This window comes from Pseudomonas sp. GW823-FHT04A03 (assembly GCF_058796615.1).
Window position 1 is genome coordinate 369113 of the sequence record NZ_JBXAIV010000001.1, and the last position, 17323, is coordinate 386435.

Below are 17323 nucleotides of genomic sequence, written 5' to 3' on the forward strand. Positions count from 1 at the left end.
TGATGACTGCACAACTGCCAATCGAGCCTTTGCCGGTCAAGAAGTCGCCACTGCGTTACGTGAAGTGGGGCGCCGGGCTGCTGCTGGGCGCCGTTGCGGCGTTCCTGTTGTGGCAGTGGGCCAACGACATGAGCGGCATCCGCCGGGAAGCGCCGAAGGTGCCGACGATCATTCCATTGCCGCCACCGCCACCTCCGCCGCCGGAAAAACCGCCAGAGCCGGAAACCCCGGTCGAGGAAAAAATCGTCGAGCCCGAGCCAACGCCCGAGCCGCAAGAGGTCAAGCCCGAGGAAGAAGCACCGCCATCGCCGGCGGACGACCTGGCCAACCCGATGCAGATGGACGGTGACGCCCAGAGCGGCAGCGATGCCTTCAACATCGGCGCGGGCAAGGGCGGCGGCATGGCGGGTTCCGGTGGTGGACGACTGGGTAACGGCACCTACAGCCAGTTCCTCGCGTTCACCTTTCAGAAGCTGCTGCGCGAGAACCCCGACCTGCGCAACCTCGCGTTTTCGCTGCAGGCCGATGTGTGGCTGAGCAGTGTCGGCGAGATCACCCGGGTCGAGCTGATCAAGTCCAGCGGCAACCCCGAGATCGACAGTCAGGTGCTGGCCGCCTTGCGTAACGCGCCTCACCTGAGCGAGCGGCCACCGGCCTCCATCACCTTGCCTGTGCGCATGTCCCTGCAAGGGCGGCGTCCGGGTTAACCGAATTCATAAAGCTGTATGAAAAGGAGTTGTGTGCAGATGATTTCCAACGTGAATCGATTGTCCCTGGCAGTCGGCATGGTCATCGCGACCCTGGTCGGTCAGGCCGCGGCAGCGCCTGCGCCCTCGGAGAACGCCACGATCAATCTGATCCGCTTGCTGGTCGAGCAGGGCATTCTGAAACAGGACAAGGCCGACGCGCTGATCGCCCAGGCCCAGAACGAAGCGGCCCAGGCCAAGCAAGCCGCGGCGTCTACCGCTGTGGCAGCCGGGCCGGTCGCCGCACCGGGCGATGTGCGGGTGCAATACGTGCCGGCGGCGGTGCGCGACCAGATCCGCGATCAGGTCAAGGCCGAAGTCATGGCCACCGCCAAGCAGGAAAACTGGGCCGCGCCCAACACCTTCCCGGACTGGGCTTCGCGCATCAGCTTCGACGGCGACATTCGTCTGCGTGACGAATCGCGCTACTACTCGGGCAGCAACAGCAACGAAATCGTCGACTTCGCCAAACTCAACAACAACGGCCCGTACGACGTGAACCCCAACAGCAGCACCGCGTTGCCGCCGTTGCTCAACACCCGCGAAGACCGCGAAAACCTGTTCCGCCTGCGCGCCCGCCTGGGCATGAAAGCAGTGATTTCGCCGGAATGGACCGCCGGCATCCGCATCGGCACCGGCTCGGACAACAACCCGGTATCGACTACCCAGAACCTCGGCGGCGGCTTCTCGAAAAAAGACATCTGGCTCGATCAGGGCTACCTGACCTGGAAGCCGTCGGATGAGTTGACCCTGACCGGTGGCCGGTTCGCCAACCCGTTCATGTCCACCGACATGCTGTATTCCAACGACCTGAACTTCGACGGCGTGGCGGCGATTTTCGATCACAAGCTCAGCCGCGACTGGGGCGTGTTCGGCACCATCGGCGCGTTCCCGGTGGACTACACCAACGACACCACCACCAGCAACGGCTTCGACAAGGAAGAAAGCGACAACAAATGGCTGTACGGTGCGCAGGTCGGCGCCAAATGGGCGATCAACAGCAACAACCGCTTGAAAGGTGCGCTGGCCTACTACCGCTTCGACGACATCGAAGGCCAGCGCTCCAGCCCCTGCGAACCGTGGGCCGGCGCGCCCGGCTGCGACAGCGACGGCACCCGCGCGGCATTCATGCAGAAGGGCAACAGCGTGTTCCTGCTGCGTGACATCACGCCGAACCCGCTCAACCCGACGACCACGCCGCAACCGCAATTCGTTGGCCTGGCGTCCGAATTCAACCTGCTGGACCTGAACGTGGTTTGGGACGCGGACCTGCCGGAAGACTTCAAACTGCGCAGCCAGGGCAACTACATCCACAACCTCGGTTACGACGAAGGCGACATGCGCAAGCGTTCGGCCGGGCAACTGGTCAACAACCTCGACAGCAACGGCAACATCGAAAGCGGCGCCAATGCGTGGATGGTCCAGTTCACCCTCGGCAACGCGCTGGAGCTGAAAAAGCAGGGCGACTGGAACCTGTTCGCCGGCTACAAGTACATCCAGCCGGATGCCTTGCCGGACGGCTTCAACGATTCGTCGTTCCACCTCGGCGGTACCAACGCCAAGGGCTACTTCCTGGGCGGCAACTACGGTCTGGCGAAGAACGTCTACGCCACCGGCCGCTGGTTGAGTTCGGAGGCGGTGTATGGCGCGCCGTTCGACATCGACGTCATGCAGCTTGAGATCAACACGCGCTTCTAAGCGCCGGGAGAGGGTTATGAAAATCCGCTTTTTATGGCTTGGGCTCGGGATGTTGATCGCCACCGGGGCGAGCGCCGAAGGCATGGAAGAACGCCTGCGCACCCAGTTGCGCAGCACCACCCAGCAGCTGCAAACCCTGCAAAGTCAGCAGGCCCAGGCCAGCGCCGCGCAACTGGCGGCGCAGAACGAAGCCAAGGCTGCGCAGGCGCAGATCAAGCAATTGACTGCGGAGCTGGCCAAGGCCAAAGGCCTCGCCGAGCAACTGGCCGGGCAGCAGCAAAGCCTGCACAGTCAGGCCCAGGCGCAAGTCGCGGCCAGCAACGAGCAGACCGGCAAGTTCAAGAAAGCCTATGACGAGTTGTTGGTCATGGCCCGTGCCAAAGAGGCAGAACGGTCTAAGCTTCAAGCGCAATTGACTGAACGTGACACACAAGTGCAGCAATGTTCGGTCAAGAATCAGCAGATGTACGGCGTGGCCAAGCAGATTCTCACCGCCTACGAAAACATCGATGTGGCCGAGGTGATGAAAATCCGCCAGCCCTTCGCCGGCAGCGCCAGGGTCAAGTTCGATGAACTGGCTCAGGGCTTCGGCGATGAACTGTACAAGACTCAATTCGATGCGCCGCAAGCCGCGATCGCGCACTGATTAAAAGACTCATGGACAAGGAAGAAGTAATGACTCAATTGATCTCCCACGTATCCCCGCAATCCCTGACCGACGTGCTGCAAGCCGCCGGATACCGCGTCAACCAGACCGAACAGAACGGTATCGTCCAGTTGCTCAGCGCCAGCCAGGGCATCGGTTATGCCGTGCGTTTCGGCAACCCGGCGGTGGCGGAGCAGGGCAGCTACGTCGACTTCACCTTCAGCTGCGCATTGCGCGTGCAGGGTGAGTTGCCGGCCGGTGTGGCCGAGCAGTGGAACGCAACCCGCCGGTTTGCCCGGTTGTCGTTGCAGGGCGAGTTTCTGGTGATGGAGATGGACGTGGTGGTGGCCGCTGGCGTCAGCAGCGATTACCTTCGCGGCAATCTGGAACTGTGGGATCGCCTGTTGCAGGAATTCATCGTGTATCTGCGTGATTTCACCCAGAACGCTGCTGCCGCCCAGGCTCCAAAGGTTGAGCAAGAGGAAGTCGCGCTGTGACGAAACCTGCCATGGTAATCAGCGCCGCTGCGGTGGCGCTGTTGGTGGTGGCCGTGGCGCTGGTGGTGCGGCCGGGTAATGACCCGGTCGCTGCCCAGCAACCGGCGCCGGTCATTACGGCGAACAGTGGGCCTGCGGTGGCGCGGTTGGGTAATCAACAGGTTTCGCCGGAAGAATTGCAGGCGTTGCTGGCCGCCGTCCCGCCACAGACCCGCGAGCAACTGCGCGGTAATCGTGAGGCGCTGGAGCGCTGGATTCGTTCACGTCTGGCCGAAAAAGCCGTGCTGGAACAGGCTGATGCTCAAGGCTGGGCGCAGCGTCCGGAGGTGGTTCGACAAACCCGTGCCGCCACCGAACAGATCGTGTTTCGCGACTATTTGCAGTCGGTGAGTCAGGTGCCGGCGGATTACCCGAGCGCTGCAGAGTTGCAGCAGGCGTATGACGCGGGCAAGGCCAACTGGCAGACGCCGGCGCTGTATCGGGTCAGTCAGATCTTCCTCGGGGTGAATGAGCCGCAGAATCTTGAGGCCGTGCGCAAGCAGGCTACGGATCTGAGCAAGAAAGCCCAGTCGGCCCCGGCGGACTTTGCAGCGCTGGCCAAGGAGTTTTCTCAGGATCGCCTCACTGCCGAACACGGCGGTGATACCGGCCTGCAACCGTTGCAGCAACTGGTGCCGGAAGTGCGTGGTGCGGTGGCGCGACTCAAGGTTGGTGCGGTTTCAGATCCCGTTCAAAGCAGCGCTGGTTTTCACGTGATCAAACTCACCGAACAACAACCAGCCCGCACCGCGACCCTCGAGGAGCTGCGCGATCAACTGACCCAGGCCTTGCGGGCACAGCGTCAGGAACAGATCGCCCAGGCTTATCTGGACGGCATGCTCAACACCGCGACGCTGAGCATCGACGGGGCGGAGCTCAACAAGGTGCTGGAGGAAAAACTGTAATTCAGATTCACCACTGAACTCTGTGGGAGCGAGCTTGCTCCGGGCGGCGTTCCGACGAAAGCGGTGTATCTGGCAATGAGATGTTGCGTGTGCCGATGCCTTCGCGAGCAAGCTCGCTCCCACAATGGATTTATGCAAAGGCAAACAACAAAGATCGACAGGGAGTCATCGATGTCATTCACCGAACCCGCAGCACGACAGAGCAGCGCCGATTTCCGCTGGCCCCAGGACAAGGACGAACCCTGGCTGGCGCAAGCGGCGACCCTCGACGGCGACGTCGCGCAATATTTTCTGGTCAGCGCCCGTTGCGGCTGCTTCATGCAGGCCGCCCGCAGCCTCAACGTGCGTTCGACCCTGCTGCGCAAACAACTGGCTCAGCTTGAACAGCAATTGCAATGCGCGCTGTTCAGTTTTCAGGGCAGCGCCCTCAGCCTCACCCGCGAAGGCCAGCAATTGCAGGCGCAACTGATCGCCCTGGCCCACGAACGCAAACTCCCGGTGATCGAGCAACCCCTGATCAGGCTGGCCGTTGCCGAATCAATCTTGCATGACATCCTCGGCCGCGACCTCATCGCACTGCTGCGCCGCAACGCCAGCGTGCGCCTGGAGATCATCGCCCTCGACAGCGAACTGGCGCTGCGCGCCGTCAGCGCCGACATCGTGCTGTGGCTCGCCCACGGCAACACCCCGCATCCCGGCCCGACCTTCGCCACCAGCGAACCGCAACGCCTCGCGCAACTGGAATATCAGCCGCACATCGCCAAACGCTATTCCCGCGTCACCGCCCGCCCGGAAAGCCCGGACGATCTCGCCGATTTCATGCTGGTGCAATGGCAGCATGATCGACAGATCGACAGCTTTCGGCCGTGGAATGAACTGGTCGAACAGCGTCTGGCCGGAGTGGTGCAGATGCAGTCGTATGAGCTGATGCTGGAGATGATCCGGTGCAGCGCGTGCATTGGTTTGCTGCCGATGTACATGAGCCGGTTTGACCGTGGGCTGGTGGCATTGCCGGGGTTGTTTGACGAGGCGATGCGGTTGCAGGCGTGGTTGGCGGTGAACTCTGCATCGCGGGAAGTGGCCGAAGTGCAGACGTTGGTTGAGTTGATTCAGCGAACTTTCAATGAGCGGCAGGAGTGGTTTGAGTAATTTTTCTTAGATCGTTTAGATCGTTCCCACGCTCCGCGTGGGAATGCAGCCCGGGACGCTCCGCGTCCCTTCCGGAGCTGGAACGCGGAGCGTCCCTTGAGGCATTCCCACGCGGAGCGTGGGAACGATCATCGAACTAAAGCGGCGCCTCGGCCTTCAACTCCAGATTATCCAGCGCCCGATTCACCGCCAGTTCCCCCAGCATGATCAGTTGTGCAATCCCCAGCAGCACATGCCGATGCGAGCCGTCCACCAGCCCGGCGAAGTCGGTGGCCATGGTTTTGGCCGAGGTCAGGGTTTCGCAGGCGTCGGCCAGCAGTTCTTCGCTGTCGACGCCGGGGGCGATGAGATAGCGGGTGTTCGGTTTGAGCAGCGGTTTTCTGGGGAGCAGGGGATTGAAGTAGTGGTCGAGGGCGCGTTCGGCGGCTTCGTGGAAGGTCTTTGAATCCACGGATTCGTAAGGCGAGGTGGTGTCGGTTTCGGGTGGGTTGGGTGTTGGTTTGATCATCATTGAAACTCCAGAGTCATGGAGCCGCCACGATTCGCTGCGATACGAAGAGGTGGCAGCTATACGCGGGTCGCAGACCGGGACTCTAGAACCGGCAGACCCAAGGGTCTCCCACGTACAGCCGCCATAAAACTGGAGGGTGTTGTGCGTCTAGAGATCGCGGGCTGCGAGACCCGATCGCTGATTCATCAGCGACCCGGAAACGATAGAGCCGGCCCTCAAGGCGCACAAGCCGGCGGATTCTGGCGGATGCGTAGGCAAAGGCGCAAGGAATTGTGGCTTGCCGGACGTTACGGTCAACGGCTTTAAACAGTCGTGGCGAATCCGTGAAGAAGCGGTTTACAGTGACCGGCCACGCACTGATCCAGGAGGGATCTTTCATGCCTGAGCACAACCCCGCCATTCACCTCGAACGCTTCAGCGAATCCCACGTCGAAGGCGTCACCGCGCTTTACAACGACCCGGCCGTGACCCGGCAGGTGTTGCAGATGCCGTTTCAGTCTGCCGAGATCTGGCGTCAACGACTGATGCCGGAAAACGAACGGATGGTGAAACTGGTGGCGTTGCATCAAGGTGCGGTGATCGGGCATCTCGGGCTGGAGGCTTTTTCGCGAATTCGCCGCAGTCACGCAGGCAGTGTCGGCATGGCCGTTGCGGTGGCGTGGCAGGGCAAGGGTGTTGGTTCGAAGCTGTTGGCCGCGGCGCTGGACATTGCCGACAACTGGATGAACCTGCACCGGGTCGAGCTTTCGGTGTACGCCGACAACGAGGCGGCCATCGGCCTCTATCGCAAGTTCGGCTTCGAAACCGAAGGGCTGTTCAAAGACTACGCCGTGCGTGACGGGCGATGGGTCGACACCCTGAGCATGGCGCGCCTGCGCAAACGCTGACCTTCTGTCCGTCAATGGTCGATGGGGCGACCGTGCAGGCAAATGACTTGCACGGTCGTGATCGGCATCTGCCATGCTCGAAGTCCGCAGCACTGCTTCCTCAAAGGAACACCGCAATGGACGACGTACAGCAGCTGGGCGAAATGCTTCGCCACTATGCCGATAGCGAAGCGCACAAGAAGCAAGTGTTCGAGACGCAATCGGCGACCTGGGCCACACGGATTACCGGGTTGTTCGGGCAGATTCAGCAATGGCTGGAACCGGTGCAGGCGCCGGGTTTGCTGGAAGTGAGTCGGGAGGCTTATGTGGCGTTCGGGCCGAGCACTCCGGTTGAGACCTCAACCTTCAAGACTGAAAAACTGAGCATCGTGATTGCCGGCAAACCGGTGGAGTTTGTGCCGGATGTGATGGGCAGTGGCGGGCAGATTTCGCTGGCGGTGGTGGGGTTGACGGCGGCGCGTTACGGGAGTGTTTCGTTGGTGGGGTTGCCCAATGGTGATTGGCAGTGGCGTAAGACTAATGGGTTGAAGGATCCCGACACCTTTGCCTTCGATGCGAATTTCCTCGCGCAGCAATTGCAGAGCCTCATCCCCCGCGACCGAGGTTGACACACTTGATCGTTCCCACGCTCTGCGTGGGAATGCAGCCGGGACGCTCCGCGTCCCTTCCGGAGCTGGAACGCGGAGCGTCCCTTGAGGCATTCCCACGCAGAGCGTGGGAACGATCAGCTAGGGGTGGCTCACATTTCGAGGTTGATCCAGCCCGGTTTGGCTATCTCCGGCGCCACCGCTTTCACGGTCTTACCGGTGGCCATCTCAACCCGCCGAGCCACCTCCGGATCATCCGCAAACGGCGTCAGACTCGCCTCATCCAGGCTCTCGGTCGTCTCGTGCCGCAAGCAGTACTCAACCGCCAGCCACAAAAACAGCACGCCCAAAACATTCAAAAAGATATCGAACATGACCAGCTCCCTTGATCAGGCGATCTGCGCTTCACGGTGGGCAATCGCAACATCCGCCACCCGCACCGTGCGCCACACGTTATAGGCCATCAGCAACATACCGCTGAGGAAGAACACCCCACCGGCAAACCGCACGACAAACCCCGGGTGACTGGCCTGCAACGCCTCGACGAACGAATAAGTCAGCGTGCCGTCCTCGTTGATCGCCCGCCACATCAGGCCCTGGGTAATCCCGTTGACCCACATCGAAGCGATGTACAACACCGTGCCAATGGTCGCCAGCCAGAAGTGCAGGTTGATCAGCGGCGTGCTGTGCATGCGCTCGCGGCCGAAGACCTTGGGCACCATGTGATAGGTCGCGCCGAAGGTGATCATCGCCACCCAGCCCAGCGCCCCGGCGTGTACGTGGCCGATAGTCCAGTCGGTGTAGTGGGAGAGGGCGTTGACGGTCTTGATCGCCATCATCGGGCCTTCGAAGGTCGACATGCCGTAGAACGCCAGCGACAAAACCAGGAAGCGCAGGATCGGGTCGGTACGCAATTGATGCCAGGCGCCCGAGAGGGTCATCATCCCGTTGATCATCCCGCCCCAGCTCGGCGCCAGCAGGATCAGCGACATCGCCATGCCCAGCGACTGCGCCCAGTCCGGCAGCGCGGTGTAGTGCAAATGGTGCGGGCCGGCCCAGATGTACAGGGTGATCAGCGCCCAGAAATGCACGATCGACAACCGGTACGAATACACCGGCCGATTCACTTGCTTGGGCACGAAGTAATACATCATCCCGAGGAACCCGGTGGTCAGGAAGAAACCCACCGCGTTGTGCCCGTACCACCACTGCACCATGGCGTCGGTGGCGCCGGAATACACCGGATAGGACTTGAACCAGTCCACCGGAATCGACAGGTGATTGACCACGTGCAGCATGGCGATCACCAGGATGAACGCGCCGAAGAACCAGTTGCCGACGTAGATGTGCTTGGTCTTGCGCTGCACCACCGTGGTGAAGAACACCACGGCATACGCGACCCAGACTATCGCCATCCAGACCGCGCCGGAGAATTCGATCTCGGCGTATTCCTTGGTGGTGGTGTAACCCATCGGCAGGGTGACCAGCATGATCACGATCACCGATTGCCAGCCCCAGAAGGTGAACGCTGCGAGCTTGTCCGAGTACAGCCGCACCTGGCAGGTGCGCTGTACGGCGTAGTAACTGGCGGCGAATTGCGCGCTGCCGGCAAAACCGAAAATCACCAGGCTGGTGTGCAACGGTCGCAAGCGGCCGAAGGTGGTCCACGGCAGGTCGAGATTCATGTCCGGCCATACCAGTTGCGAGGCGATCCATACCCCCATCGCCATGCCCACGACACCCCAGAAAACAGTCGCGATGACGAATTGGCGGACGACCTTGTAGTTATAAGCCTGTCCGATTGTTGCTGTGCTCATGGTCAGTTCTTCCACGGTTGCAAAGTCTTGCCAGGCCACCCGGTCTGGCACGAGCTGCACTGTAGAAACCCCACCGGAAACAAAACAGGCTCAGGAAATGTTCATTTATGCGGATCAGATCCAGGCGCTGCCTGCGGCCATCTGCCGCGCCCTGATACGGTTTTTATGCGTTCAGGTGAATCTGTAACAGGCTGCGCTGCAACGTCATAGTGCTTTTACAAAACTGTGGGAGCGAGCTTGCTCGCTCCCACAGGAAACTCTTGATGAGGTGGCAGTTGCATGTATCAGTACGACGATTACGACCGGGCGCTGGTGTTCGAGCGCGTTGCGCAGTTTCGCGATCAGGTCGAGCGCTTCATGGCCGGGGAGTTGAGCGAAGAAGAGTTCCTGCCGCTGCGCCTGCAGAACGGCCTGTACATGCAAAAGCACGCTTACATGCTGCGAGTGGCGATTCCCTACGGCACCTTGAGCGCCGAGCAAATGCGCACACTGGCGAGCATCGCCCGGGATTACGACCGTGGTTACGGCCACTTCACCACCCGGCAAAACATGCAGTTCAACTGGATCGAGCTGCACGAGGTGCCAGACATTCTCGAACGTCTGGCGCAGGTCAACATGCATGCGATCCAGACCTCGGGCAACTGCGTGCGCAACATCACCACCGAAGCCTTCGCCGGAGTCGCGGCGGACGAGTTGATCGACCCGCGCCCACTGGCGGAGATCCTGCGGCAATGGTCGACGATCAACCCGGAATTCCTGTTCCTGCCGCGCAAGTTCAAGATCGCCATCTGCTCGGCGAAGCAGGATCGTGCGGCGATCATGATGCACGACATCGGCCTCTACCTTTACCCCGGTCGCGACGGCCAGATGCTGCTGCGAGTGATCGTCGGCGGCGGTCTGGGGCGCACGCCGATTCTCGGTCTGCAGATCCGCGATGGCCTGCCGTGGCAGCACTTGCTGTCCTACGTCGAGGCGGTGCTGCGGGTCTACAACCGTCACGGCCGGCGGGACAACAAGTACAAGGCGCGGATCAAGATTCTGGTCAAGGCGCTGGGTATCGAAGCGTTCGCCAAGGAAGTCGAAGAGGAATGGCAACATCTCAAGGACGGCCCGGCGCAACTGACCGAGGATGAATACCAGCGAGTCGCCAGTGCTTTTGTGCCGCCGAGCTATCGCTCATTGGCAGGCACCGATCTGGATTTCGGCACGCACCTGGCCGACAACCCGGCGTTCGCCCGTTGGGTCGCGCGCAACGTGCAACCGCACAAGGTTCCGGGCTACACCAGCGTGGTGCTGTCGACCAAACCGGGCCTGGCCTCGCCGCCGGGGGACGTCACCGATGCGCAGATGCAGGCCGTGGCCGACTGGTCCGAGCGCTTCGGTTTCGGCGAAATCCGTATCGCCCACGAGCAGAATATCGTCCTGCCGGACGTTCCAAAATACGATCTGTTCGCGCTGTGGCAGCAGGCGAAAGAGCAGGGGCTGGGCGCCGCCAACGTCGGCCTGCTGACCGACATCATTGCCTGCCCCGGCGGTGATTTCTGTGCGCTGGCCAATGCAAAATCGATCCCGATTGCCCAGGCGATTCAGGCACGGTTCGACAACCTCGATTACCTGCACGATCTGGGTGACATCAGCCTGAACATCTCCGGCTGCATGAACGCCTGCGGCCATCATCACATCGGCAACATCGGGATTCTCGGCGTCGATAAGAACGGCAGCGAGTGGTATCAGATCACCCTCGGCGGCGCGCAGGGCAAGAACAGCGCACTGGGCAAAGTCATCGGCCCGTCGTTCAGCGCTGCTGAAGTGCCGCAGGTGATCGAACGGATCATCGGCACCTTCGTGCGTTATCGCGAAGCCGAAGAACTGTTCGTCGATACCGTGGCGCGCATCGGACTGGAGCCGTTCAAGGAGCGGGTTTACCCGAAAGCACTGGAGGCCTCGGTATGAACAATCTGCTGAGGATGGAGGCGAGCGGGGCGCGGCTCGTGCTCGACGATCCGTGGACTTTGATTCGCTCGCCTGAAACGGCTGACAGCACTGAAATGCTGATTCTGCCGCTGGCCCACTGGCTCGAATCGCCCTCGACCCACGCGGTCTGGCTCGGCCCGGACGACGGCGTCGAAAGCCTGTTGCCGTGGCTGACCTCGCTGCCACTGATCGCCCTCGACTTCCCGAGCTTTCGCGACGGCCGCGCCTACAGCCAGGCCTATCTGCTGCGCAGCCGTTTCGGCTGGAAAGGCGAGTTGCGTGCCATCGGCGATGTGCTGCGCGACCAGCTCAGCCACATGCGCCAGTGCGGTTTCGACAGCTTCGCCGTGCGCGAAGACAAATCCGCCGAGGACGCGCTCAAGGGCCTGGCCGGGATGAGCGTGTTGTACGGGCGCTCGGTGATCGAGCCGCGGCCGTTGTTCCGGCGCAGGTGATGCAGGGGAAACCCTTAGAACCCTGATGAATCGGGGATTTTTCCTTGGGTCGATGGTGGCCTTTTGGTAGAGTCCCCGTCGCCAGCGGGTTTTCGGCTGGACGACGGAACGAAGAAGGGAGTCTGATCAGTGAGTCCGGGCAAAAAAATTCTGGGCATCACCGCGTTGCTGCTGATGGTGACGCTGTGGGCCGGTTACATCTATGTGTTCAACGAAAACCGCGGTGGTCAGCTCGGTGGCGTCGGCGAAAGTACCGCGTGGTGCGGCACGCCGCCGAACACCGAAGCAGCGCTGCTGGGCAAGGATCAACTGACCCTGCGCATCACCAACAACCTGCGCGGCGAGTTCATGCTCAGCGGCGCGGTGGTGGTCTCCGAACGCACCTTCAACCGCTATGACCTGGGCCGCAACGAACTGCGTCTGCGCCTGGAACCGTTGCAGTGGTCGTTTGGCGTCACGCCGATCTTCCTCGAACAGGTGAAAGTCCTGCCCCTGAGCCGCAACCTCGCCTCGACCGACAAGAGTGCCTTCGCCGAACTCGAATCGCGGCCGATCAGCGTTCAGGGCCGGGTCACCGAATTTCCCTTCGACACCTACCGCTACGGCTACAAACCGGTGCTGTATTACCTCAAGGGCAGCGAGCGCATCGACCTGCGTTTCAAGAACATCACCACGCTGATGGAGATGTCCAACACCTTCACGCCTATCCAGAAGTACAACCGCGCCGACTACATCAACGAGAAAAACTCAATGATCCGCGACGAGGATTACAAGGCCTACGGCCCCCATGAATGCGCGTTCAGCGTCGAGCGCAAAGGCTCGTTCAAGGTTGTGGTGCTGTTGATGCTACTGGTGCTGTGCCTGCCGTTGCTACTGGTGTTCTACCGCGATGAGCCGGGGATCGACTTCCTTGCCACACTGGTGGGAATCGGCGTGGTGCGCACGGTGCTGGTGGGGCCGGTGCAGGATTTCCAGCTGTACAACATTGATTTTCTGTTCGGTGCGGCGATTTTGCTGGTGGGCACGGTGTCGCTGATCAAGGCGATGCGGGCGAACAGCCGGCGGGAGATGGCGTTGCGCAGCGGAGAGACTTCGAGCTGGTGACGCAATCAGGCGGGAGCAGCAGAGTGCTGCTCCCGCCTGTTTTCACTTCAAAGCCGGATCCCCCATATTCAGCTTCTTCCACCCCTGCAACACCACCTGCGCCTTCGGCTCCTGCCCGCTGTCGAGGTACCACTGAATCAGCGACAACCGCGCATTGCGGTTCGCCGGTTGGAGCTTGAGCAGTGCCTCCAGCTGCGCGCACGCCTCATCGACCTTGCCACTTTCGTGCAGCGCCACCGCCAGCACATAACCGTACTGCGCGTTCTGCGGTTCCAGTTGCGCGGCCTTGCGCAGAGGTGACATGGCGTCGGCCGGCTTGCCGGCGCGGATCAGCGACAGGCCTCGGGTGTGCTGCAACAGGGCGGCATCCGGATGTGCCTTGAGGTTTTCATCCAGCAGTTGCTGCGCCTCGGGGCCGCGACCGTTGGCCTCCAGCCATTGCACCAGCGTCACCAGCGCCGGGTAGAAATCCGGGTCGCGTTTCAGGGCTGTGCGCAACAGGCCTTCAACCTCCGAGCTGCGACCACTGGCCTGATAAAGCATCGCCAGATTCAGGTTCGCCTCGGCGCGTTCGGCCAGGCTTTTCTGCACCGCTTCGTACTCGGCAATCGCCGCTTCCCAATTGGCCTGCGCCGGGCCCAAACCATTGCGGGCCACACTCAGCAGATCCCGCGCCGCAGCGATTCTCACCGCTTTCACCGGATCGCCCAGTAACGGCGTCAACAGAGGCAAACGCTCCGGCGGCGGCAGAAACGCGCTGACCGCCCGCACGGCATTTTCGCGAACCTGTGGCGCCGGGTTCTTCAGGTCCGTCGTCGCCAGCGTCAGGGCTTGTTCACTCGGATAAAGCGGCAATTCCGCCAGCAACGTCGCCCGCTGGATCGCCGGCAGATTGCTGCGCTGCAACTGCTCATACAACGCTTGCGCAGCACCCGGTTGGCCGTTGCGAATCAGCCACAGGCTTTCGTCGTAACGCGGCGCTTGAGGCGTGGTCGAGGCATTCCACAATTCGAATTGCGCGGTCACTTTGTCGCCGGCCTTGCCCTGATGACATGTCAGGCAGGCGTCCGGCGTACCGAGTTTTTGCGCGCGCTCCGGGTTGGGGATGCTGAAACTGTGGTCATGCCGGAAGTCGTTGCCCATGTAGAACTTGCCGGGCATGTGACAATCCACGCATTGCGAACCGGGCTGGCCCAGGGTGTGGCGGGTGTGTTCGACGCTGTCGTAGTTCTTCGCTTGCAGCCCTTTGCCGTCGACGCCTTCGACCGAGGTCTTGCCGGCGGTGTTGTGGCATTGCAGGCACACCGCGTTGCCCGGTGCTTTCAGCTCGGTGCTGTGAGGGTTGTGGCAGTTGCTGCATCGCACGCCCTTGTCGAACATTTTGCTTTGGGCGAAGGAGCCGTGTTCGAACACTTCGTCCTTGATCTTGCCGTCCAGCGCATAGAGTTCGCGGGTGAGAACGCTGGGCAGGTAATCGTCCATCAGCCGATTGCCGACGGTGTAGCCATCGCCCAGCGGTGCGCGGCGGGCGTGGCAGCGGGCGCAGGTTTCGATTTCGACGGTGGCGTTCTTGTCCTTGAGATCGACGGCGAACCCGGCGTGGATCAGGTCGGTTTTCTTCGCCGTCCATTCCAGGTGATTTGACGCCGGGCCGTGACAGGCCTGGCAGCCGACGCCGAGGCTGTTCCACTGGCTGGCGAAGGTGTTGCTGGCCGCATCGAAGTTGCGTTTGTAGCCGGTGGTGTGGCACTCGACGCACATGAAATTGGCGTTCTGGCTCGGCTTGCTCCAGTGCAGCGGATTCTTGAAGTTCACGCCCTGGCCGGGGTAGAGGTGAAACCAGCGGTTCTTCTCGGTATCCCAGGCCACGCCGAGCGCCTGCAACCGACCTTCGCCGACCTCGATCAGGTATTGCTGCAGCGGGGCGATGCCGAAGGTGTAGGCGACTTTGAAGTCGGCGTTCTTGCCGTCGATGCCTGGTGTGTTGACCCAGAAATCATCGCCCTTGCGCGAGAATCGGGTGGTCTCGTTTTCGGCTTTGACAACGACGTTGTTGAAGTCGCCGAGCATGGTTTCAGCGTTTGCCGGTTGCATCGCCAACTGGTGATGGGAGCCTTGCCAGTCCTTGACCTGCTCGCTGTGACAGCCCTGGCATTGCTGCTCGTCGACCATGCTCGCAGGCGCCGCCGCCACGGTGGGTGCAGGTTTGGCCGGCGCCACAACCGGGGCGCTCACGGGCATCGGTTTGACCGGCACCGGCGCGGGGCTGAACAGAAACCAGCCGATCCCCGCCACGGCGGCCAGCAGCACACCGATGGAAACGGGAAACAGGTAACGTGAAAGCGAGGTCGGTGAAGCATCAGGCTGAAGCGGTGCAGCTTTATTTTTATGCTTGGGCATTGCGACTTCCGTAGTCCAGGTGCATTTGCCGTCTGGCGCGCGTTCAAGCTTGATGCAGCTTTGCCGCCGGACTTGCATCTGTCAAATGAGCGCAAGCCGCGTGGTGTGAATATTGTGTTTTGTGATCGCAAACTCCGCGGTTTTAGCTATACCTGTAACTCCCCAATGCAATAAATCCGGCCTTCCGACAGGAGTTACAGCATGAAGCTAGCCGTAATGATGAGCACCCTGTGCATTGCCACGCTGGGCGTGGTGGGCTGCTCCAGCAAAACCGTCGCACCCGACGAGTACTCAGGCTTCCTCAAGGACTACAGCCAGCTGAGGGAGGCCAAATCCCCGTCGGGGGCTGAAGTGATGCGCTGGATTGACCCGAAAATCGATATCAGCAAATTCACCAGCGTCTACGTCGAACCGACCCAGCTCTATCCCAAACCGCAACCCACCGTGAAGATTCCGCAGCAGACCCTCAACGGCATCACCAGCTACTACGATCAGGCGCTCAAGCGTGAGCTGGGCAAATCCCTGCCGCTGGCCTCAGGTCCCGGGCCGGGTGTGATCGTGGTGCGCGCGGCCATCACCGCCGTGAGCAGCAAGACCGAAGGCCTGCATGCCTATGAAGTGATTCCGATTGCTCTGGTCGCCGCAGCGGTCAGCACCGCCAGCGGCATTCGCGATCAGGAAACTACGCTGGCGACCGAGGCGGTGTTCCTCGATGGCGGCACCAACAAGGTGGCGGCGCAGGTGGTGCGCAAAGGCACCGGCAAACCGCTGGAAAACGATTCGCAGGTGATGAAGGCCGATGACGTGAAAAGCGTGATCGATGGCTGGGCGGCGGATCTGCATCAGTCCTACCTCAAGCTCAAGGCCAAGTAAGACCGGCTGCCGGATCGCTCATGGCGGGCGATCCGGCAGGCTGTCATCAGAACTCGGCTCTGGCGCGGCGGTTGTAATGGCTGAGCAGGCCGTCGTAGCTGCGGGTCACGGCATGGAAGTCATCGCTCAGGCGCTGCGGCTCTGCATGGTTCTGCCAGTCTTTGTGCAGGGTGTTCAACGCTTCGAGATATTCGGTTCCGGGTACGCCGATGTGCAGCCACAAATCTTGGGCGGCATCGGTCTTCGACTGAAAAGCGGTGTGGGGCGATCTCAGAAAGGGCTCCCGACGATCCCATGCCTGTTGCAGTTTCGCGGTGGTGTCGGCGAGCAATTGTGGGGTGAGCGTGCGGTTTCTCATGGCCAGGTCGAGCACGTCGACGGTTTCCCGCGCCTGGATCATGTAGGCCAGCAGATACCAATGGATGTCCTTGCCCAGTCGTGTTTCCAGCCGTTTCAGCTGTTCGGGGCGTTGTGCCGCGTCCAGCGGCAGCAGCGCCTGTCGAAGGGCCGTCGAGGCGCGGTTGTAGTCTTCCGATGCCCGCCTGATAGCTTCGCTTTCTTCCTTTGACGGTTGCTGCGACGCGGAAAAGAAGCTCGCTTCTCTGTCGTACCGAGAGGGCGGTATCACGGTCGTGACATATTCCAGCGTCCGGACATACTCATCGGCTTTTTGTGCCAGAACGGGTTGATGGTTCAGCAGCTCGAGTTTTCGGGTGATGCCTCGAAAGCAGGCATCCCGCTGTATGTCCCGCACATTGAACGCGTCGCTGTCGTCGAAAGCCTTGAGGCTGACGAACCATTGCGGGGTGCGTGGCTGAGGTGACTGCGGGTTCATGTAACGGTCGTAGGCCACCCGCCATTGCACATCGACCCGGTTGATGCAGTTGATGACCGGGCTCAGGGCATTGGCTTGCGCCGTGATCGGCGCGTCAAGCTCATCCAGCCAAAGGTCGATCTGGAGCAACGGTCGGGTCGCGCCCGTCAGACCCATCACGACGAGTGCGATCACCAGACCGAACGGAAACAGCATTTTCG

General features: G+C 61.4%; 17 protein-coding genes. 12 read left to right on the forward strand and 5 right to left on the reverse strand.

Annotated elements, in window-relative coordinates:
* Positions 1-2 precede the first annotated feature (2 nt).
* The 6 genes from AC1Q9F_RS01615 to AC1Q9F_RS01640 all read left to right on the forward strand — a co-directional run bounded on the left by AC1Q9F_RS01615 (position 3) and on the right by AC1Q9F_RS01640 (position 5680).
* Entirely contained in the window at positions 3-707 is a 705-nt protein-coding gene (locus AC1Q9F_RS01615) for an energy transducer TonB family protein (protein WP_103386885.1), read from the forward strand.
* A 39-nt stretch (positions 708-746) separates the two neighbouring features.
* Positions 747-2444 (forward strand): putative porin, encoded by a 1698-nt coding sequence (locus AC1Q9F_RS01620; protein WP_492619191.1) that lies wholly within the window; start codon positions 747-749, stop codon positions 2442-2444.
* Between the two features lie 16 nt (positions 2445-2460).
* Positions 2461-3090, forward strand: a complete 630-nt coding sequence (locus tag AC1Q9F_RS01625; RefSeq protein ID WP_085604179.1) for a DNA repair protein — start codon at positions 2461-2463, stop codon at positions 3088-3090.
* Between the two features lie 29 nt (positions 3091-3119).
* Positions 3120-3587, forward strand: coding sequence for a YbjN domain-containing protein (locus AC1Q9F_RS01630; protein ID WP_007955105.1), 468 nt, complete (start codon positions 3120-3122; stop codon positions 3585-3587).
* 11 nt (positions 3588-3598) lie between these two features.
* The gene (locus AC1Q9F_RS01635; protein ID WP_492619190.1) at positions 3599-4531 is read left to right on the forward strand and encodes a peptidylprolyl isomerase; all 933 of its coding nucleotides are present in this window, start codon (positions 3599-3601) and stop codon (positions 4529-4531) included.
* A gap of 171 nt (positions 4532-4702) precedes the next feature.
* Positions 4703-5680, forward strand: a complete 978-nt coding sequence (locus AC1Q9F_RS01640) for a LysR family transcriptional regulator (RefSeq protein ID WP_492619189.1) — start codon at positions 4703-4705, stop codon at positions 5678-5680.
* Between the two features lie 136 nt (positions 5681-5816).
* Here AC1Q9F_RS01640 and AC1Q9F_RS01645 read toward each other — a convergent pair whose 3' ends face one another.
* Positions 5817-6188: a DUF6124 family protein gene (locus AC1Q9F_RS01645; RefSeq protein WP_179695182.1), complete on the reverse strand. Its 372-nt coding sequence runs from the start codon at positions 6186-6188 to the stop codon at positions 5817-5819.
* Positions 6189-6568: 380 nt separating this feature from the next.
* Here AC1Q9F_RS01645 and AC1Q9F_RS01650 point away from each other — a divergent pair, with 380 nt between their 5' ends.
* Together AC1Q9F_RS01650 and AC1Q9F_RS01655 are read left to right on the forward strand one after the other, a co-directional pair.
* Positions 6569-7078: a GNAT family N-acetyltransferase gene (locus tag AC1Q9F_RS01650; protein WP_492619188.1), complete on the forward strand. Its 510-nt coding sequence runs from the start codon at positions 6569-6571 to the stop codon at positions 7076-7078.
* A gap of 116 nt (positions 7079-7194) precedes the next feature.
* The gene (locus AC1Q9F_RS01655) at positions 7195-7686 is read left to right on the forward strand and encodes a hypothetical protein (RefSeq protein WP_492619187.1); all 492 of its coding nucleotides are present in this window, start codon (positions 7195-7197) and stop codon (positions 7684-7686) included.
* Between the two features lie 131 nt (positions 7687-7817).
* Here AC1Q9F_RS01655 and AC1Q9F_RS01660 read toward each other — a convergent pair whose 3' ends face one another.
* Both AC1Q9F_RS01660 and ccoN read right to left on the reverse strand, forming a co-directional pair.
* On the reverse strand, positions 7818-8039 hold the full coding sequence (locus AC1Q9F_RS01660) for a cbb3-type cytochrome c oxidase subunit 3 (RefSeq protein ID WP_492619186.1): 222 nt from the start codon (positions 8037-8039) through the stop codon (positions 7818-7820).
* A gap of 15 nt (positions 8040-8054) precedes the next feature.
* A complete protein-coding gene (gene ccoN / locus AC1Q9F_RS01665; protein ID WP_492619185.1) occupies positions 8055-9482 on the reverse strand; it encodes a cytochrome-c oxidase, cbb3-type subunit I in 1428 nt (475 codons plus the stop codon).
* 279 nt (positions 9483-9761) lie between these two features.
* On the opposite strand from ccoN, the gene AC1Q9F_RS01670 reads away from it, so the two are divergent.
* From AC1Q9F_RS01670 to AC1Q9F_RS01680, 3 genes are all read left to right on the forward strand, one after another.
* Positions 9762-11435: a nitrite/sulfite reductase gene (locus AC1Q9F_RS01670; RefSeq protein WP_492619184.1), complete on the forward strand. Its 1674-nt coding sequence runs from the start codon at positions 9762-9764 to the stop codon at positions 11433-11435.
* Positions 11432-11911 (forward strand): DUF934 domain-containing protein, encoded by a 480-nt coding sequence (locus AC1Q9F_RS01675; RefSeq protein WP_492619183.1) that lies wholly within the window; start codon positions 11432-11434, stop codon positions 11909-11911. The genes AC1Q9F_RS01670 and AC1Q9F_RS01675 overlap by 4 nt, the downstream gene beginning before the upstream one ends.
* Positions 11912-12040: 129 nt before the next feature.
* Positions 12041-13015, forward strand: a complete 975-nt coding sequence (locus tag AC1Q9F_RS01680) for a hypothetical protein (RefSeq protein ID WP_064381826.1) — start codon at positions 12041-12043, stop codon at positions 13013-13015.
* A 42-nt stretch (positions 13016-13057) separates the two neighbouring features.
* Here the strand turns inward: AC1Q9F_RS01680 and AC1Q9F_RS01685 are convergent, their stop codons facing one another.
* Positions 13058-15415, reverse strand: a complete 2358-nt coding sequence (locus tag AC1Q9F_RS01685) for a tetratricopeptide repeat protein (RefSeq protein WP_492619182.1) — start codon at positions 15413-15415, stop codon at positions 13058-13060.
* Positions 15416-15616: 201 nt separating this feature from the next.
* Between AC1Q9F_RS01685 and AC1Q9F_RS01690 the strand changes: the two genes are divergently transcribed.
* Positions 15617-16288: a DUF3313 domain-containing protein gene (locus tag AC1Q9F_RS01690; protein WP_085604143.1), complete on the forward strand. Its 672-nt coding sequence runs from the start codon at positions 15617-15619 to the stop codon at positions 16286-16288.
* Positions 16289-16334: 46 nt separating this feature from the next.
* Here AC1Q9F_RS01690 and AC1Q9F_RS01695 read toward each other — a convergent pair whose 3' ends face one another.
* Positions 16335-17318: a DUF3829 domain-containing protein gene (locus AC1Q9F_RS01695; RefSeq protein WP_492619181.1), complete on the reverse strand. Its 984-nt coding sequence runs from the start codon at positions 17316-17318 to the stop codon at positions 16335-16337.
* Positions 17319-17323: the final 5 nt, after the last annotated feature.

Coding starts and splice junctions, on each gene's coding strand:
- AC1Q9F_RS01640 (WP_492619189.1), top strand. CDS start 4,703: ATGTCATTCACCGAACCCGCAGCACGACAGAGCAGCGCCGATTTCCGC.
- AC1Q9F_RS01630 (WP_007955105.1), top strand. CDS start 3,120: ATGACTCAATTGATCTCCCACGTATCCCCGCAATCCCTGACCGACGTG.
- AC1Q9F_RS01635 (WP_492619190.1), top strand. CDS start 3,599: ATGGTAATCAGCGCCGCTGCGGTGGCGCTGTTGGTGGTGGCCGTGGCG.
- AC1Q9F_RS01655 (WP_492619187.1), top strand. CDS start 7,195: ATGGACGACGTACAGCAGCTGGGCGAAATGCTTCGCCACTATGCCGAT.
- AC1Q9F_RS01620 (WP_492619191.1), top strand. CDS start 747: ATGATTTCCAACGTGAATCGATTGTCCCTGGCAGTCGGCATGGTCATC.
- ccoN (WP_492619185.1), bottom strand. CDS start 9,482: ATGAGCACAGCAACAATCGGACAGGCTTATAACTACAAGGTCGTCCGC.
- AC1Q9F_RS01645 (WP_179695182.1), bottom strand. CDS start 6,188: ATGATCAAACCAACACCCAACCCACCCGAAACCGACACCACCTCGCCT.
- AC1Q9F_RS01695 (WP_492619181.1), bottom strand. CDS start 17,318: ATGCTGTTTCCGTTCGGTCTGGTGATCGCACTCGTCGTGATGGGTCTG.
- AC1Q9F_RS01675 (WP_492619183.1), top strand. CDS start 11,432: ATGAACAATCTGCTGAGGATGGAGGCGAGCGGGGCGCGGCTCGTGCTC.
- AC1Q9F_RS01615 (WP_103386885.1), top strand. CDS start 3: ATGACTGCACAACTGCCAATCGAGCCTTTGCCGGTCAAGAAGTCGCCA.
- AC1Q9F_RS01650 (WP_492619188.1), top strand. CDS start 6,569: ATGCCTGAGCACAACCCCGCCATTCACCTCGAACGCTTCAGCGAATCC.
- AC1Q9F_RS01625 (WP_085604179.1), top strand. CDS start 2,461: ATGAAAATCCGCTTTTTATGGCTTGGGCTCGGGATGTTGATCGCCACC.
- AC1Q9F_RS01670 (WP_492619184.1), top strand. CDS start 9,762: ATGTATCAGTACGACGATTACGACCGGGCGCTGGTGTTCGAGCGCGTT.
- AC1Q9F_RS01690 (WP_085604143.1), top strand. CDS start 15,617: ATGAAGCTAGCCGTAATGATGAGCACCCTGTGCATTGCCACGCTGGGC.
- AC1Q9F_RS01685 (WP_492619182.1), bottom strand. CDS start 15,415: ATGCCCAAGCATAAAAATAAAGCTGCACCGCTTCAGCCTGATGCTTCA.
- AC1Q9F_RS01660 (WP_492619186.1), bottom strand. CDS start 8,039: ATGTTCGATATCTTTTTGAATGTTTTGGGCGTGCTGTTTTTGTGGCTG.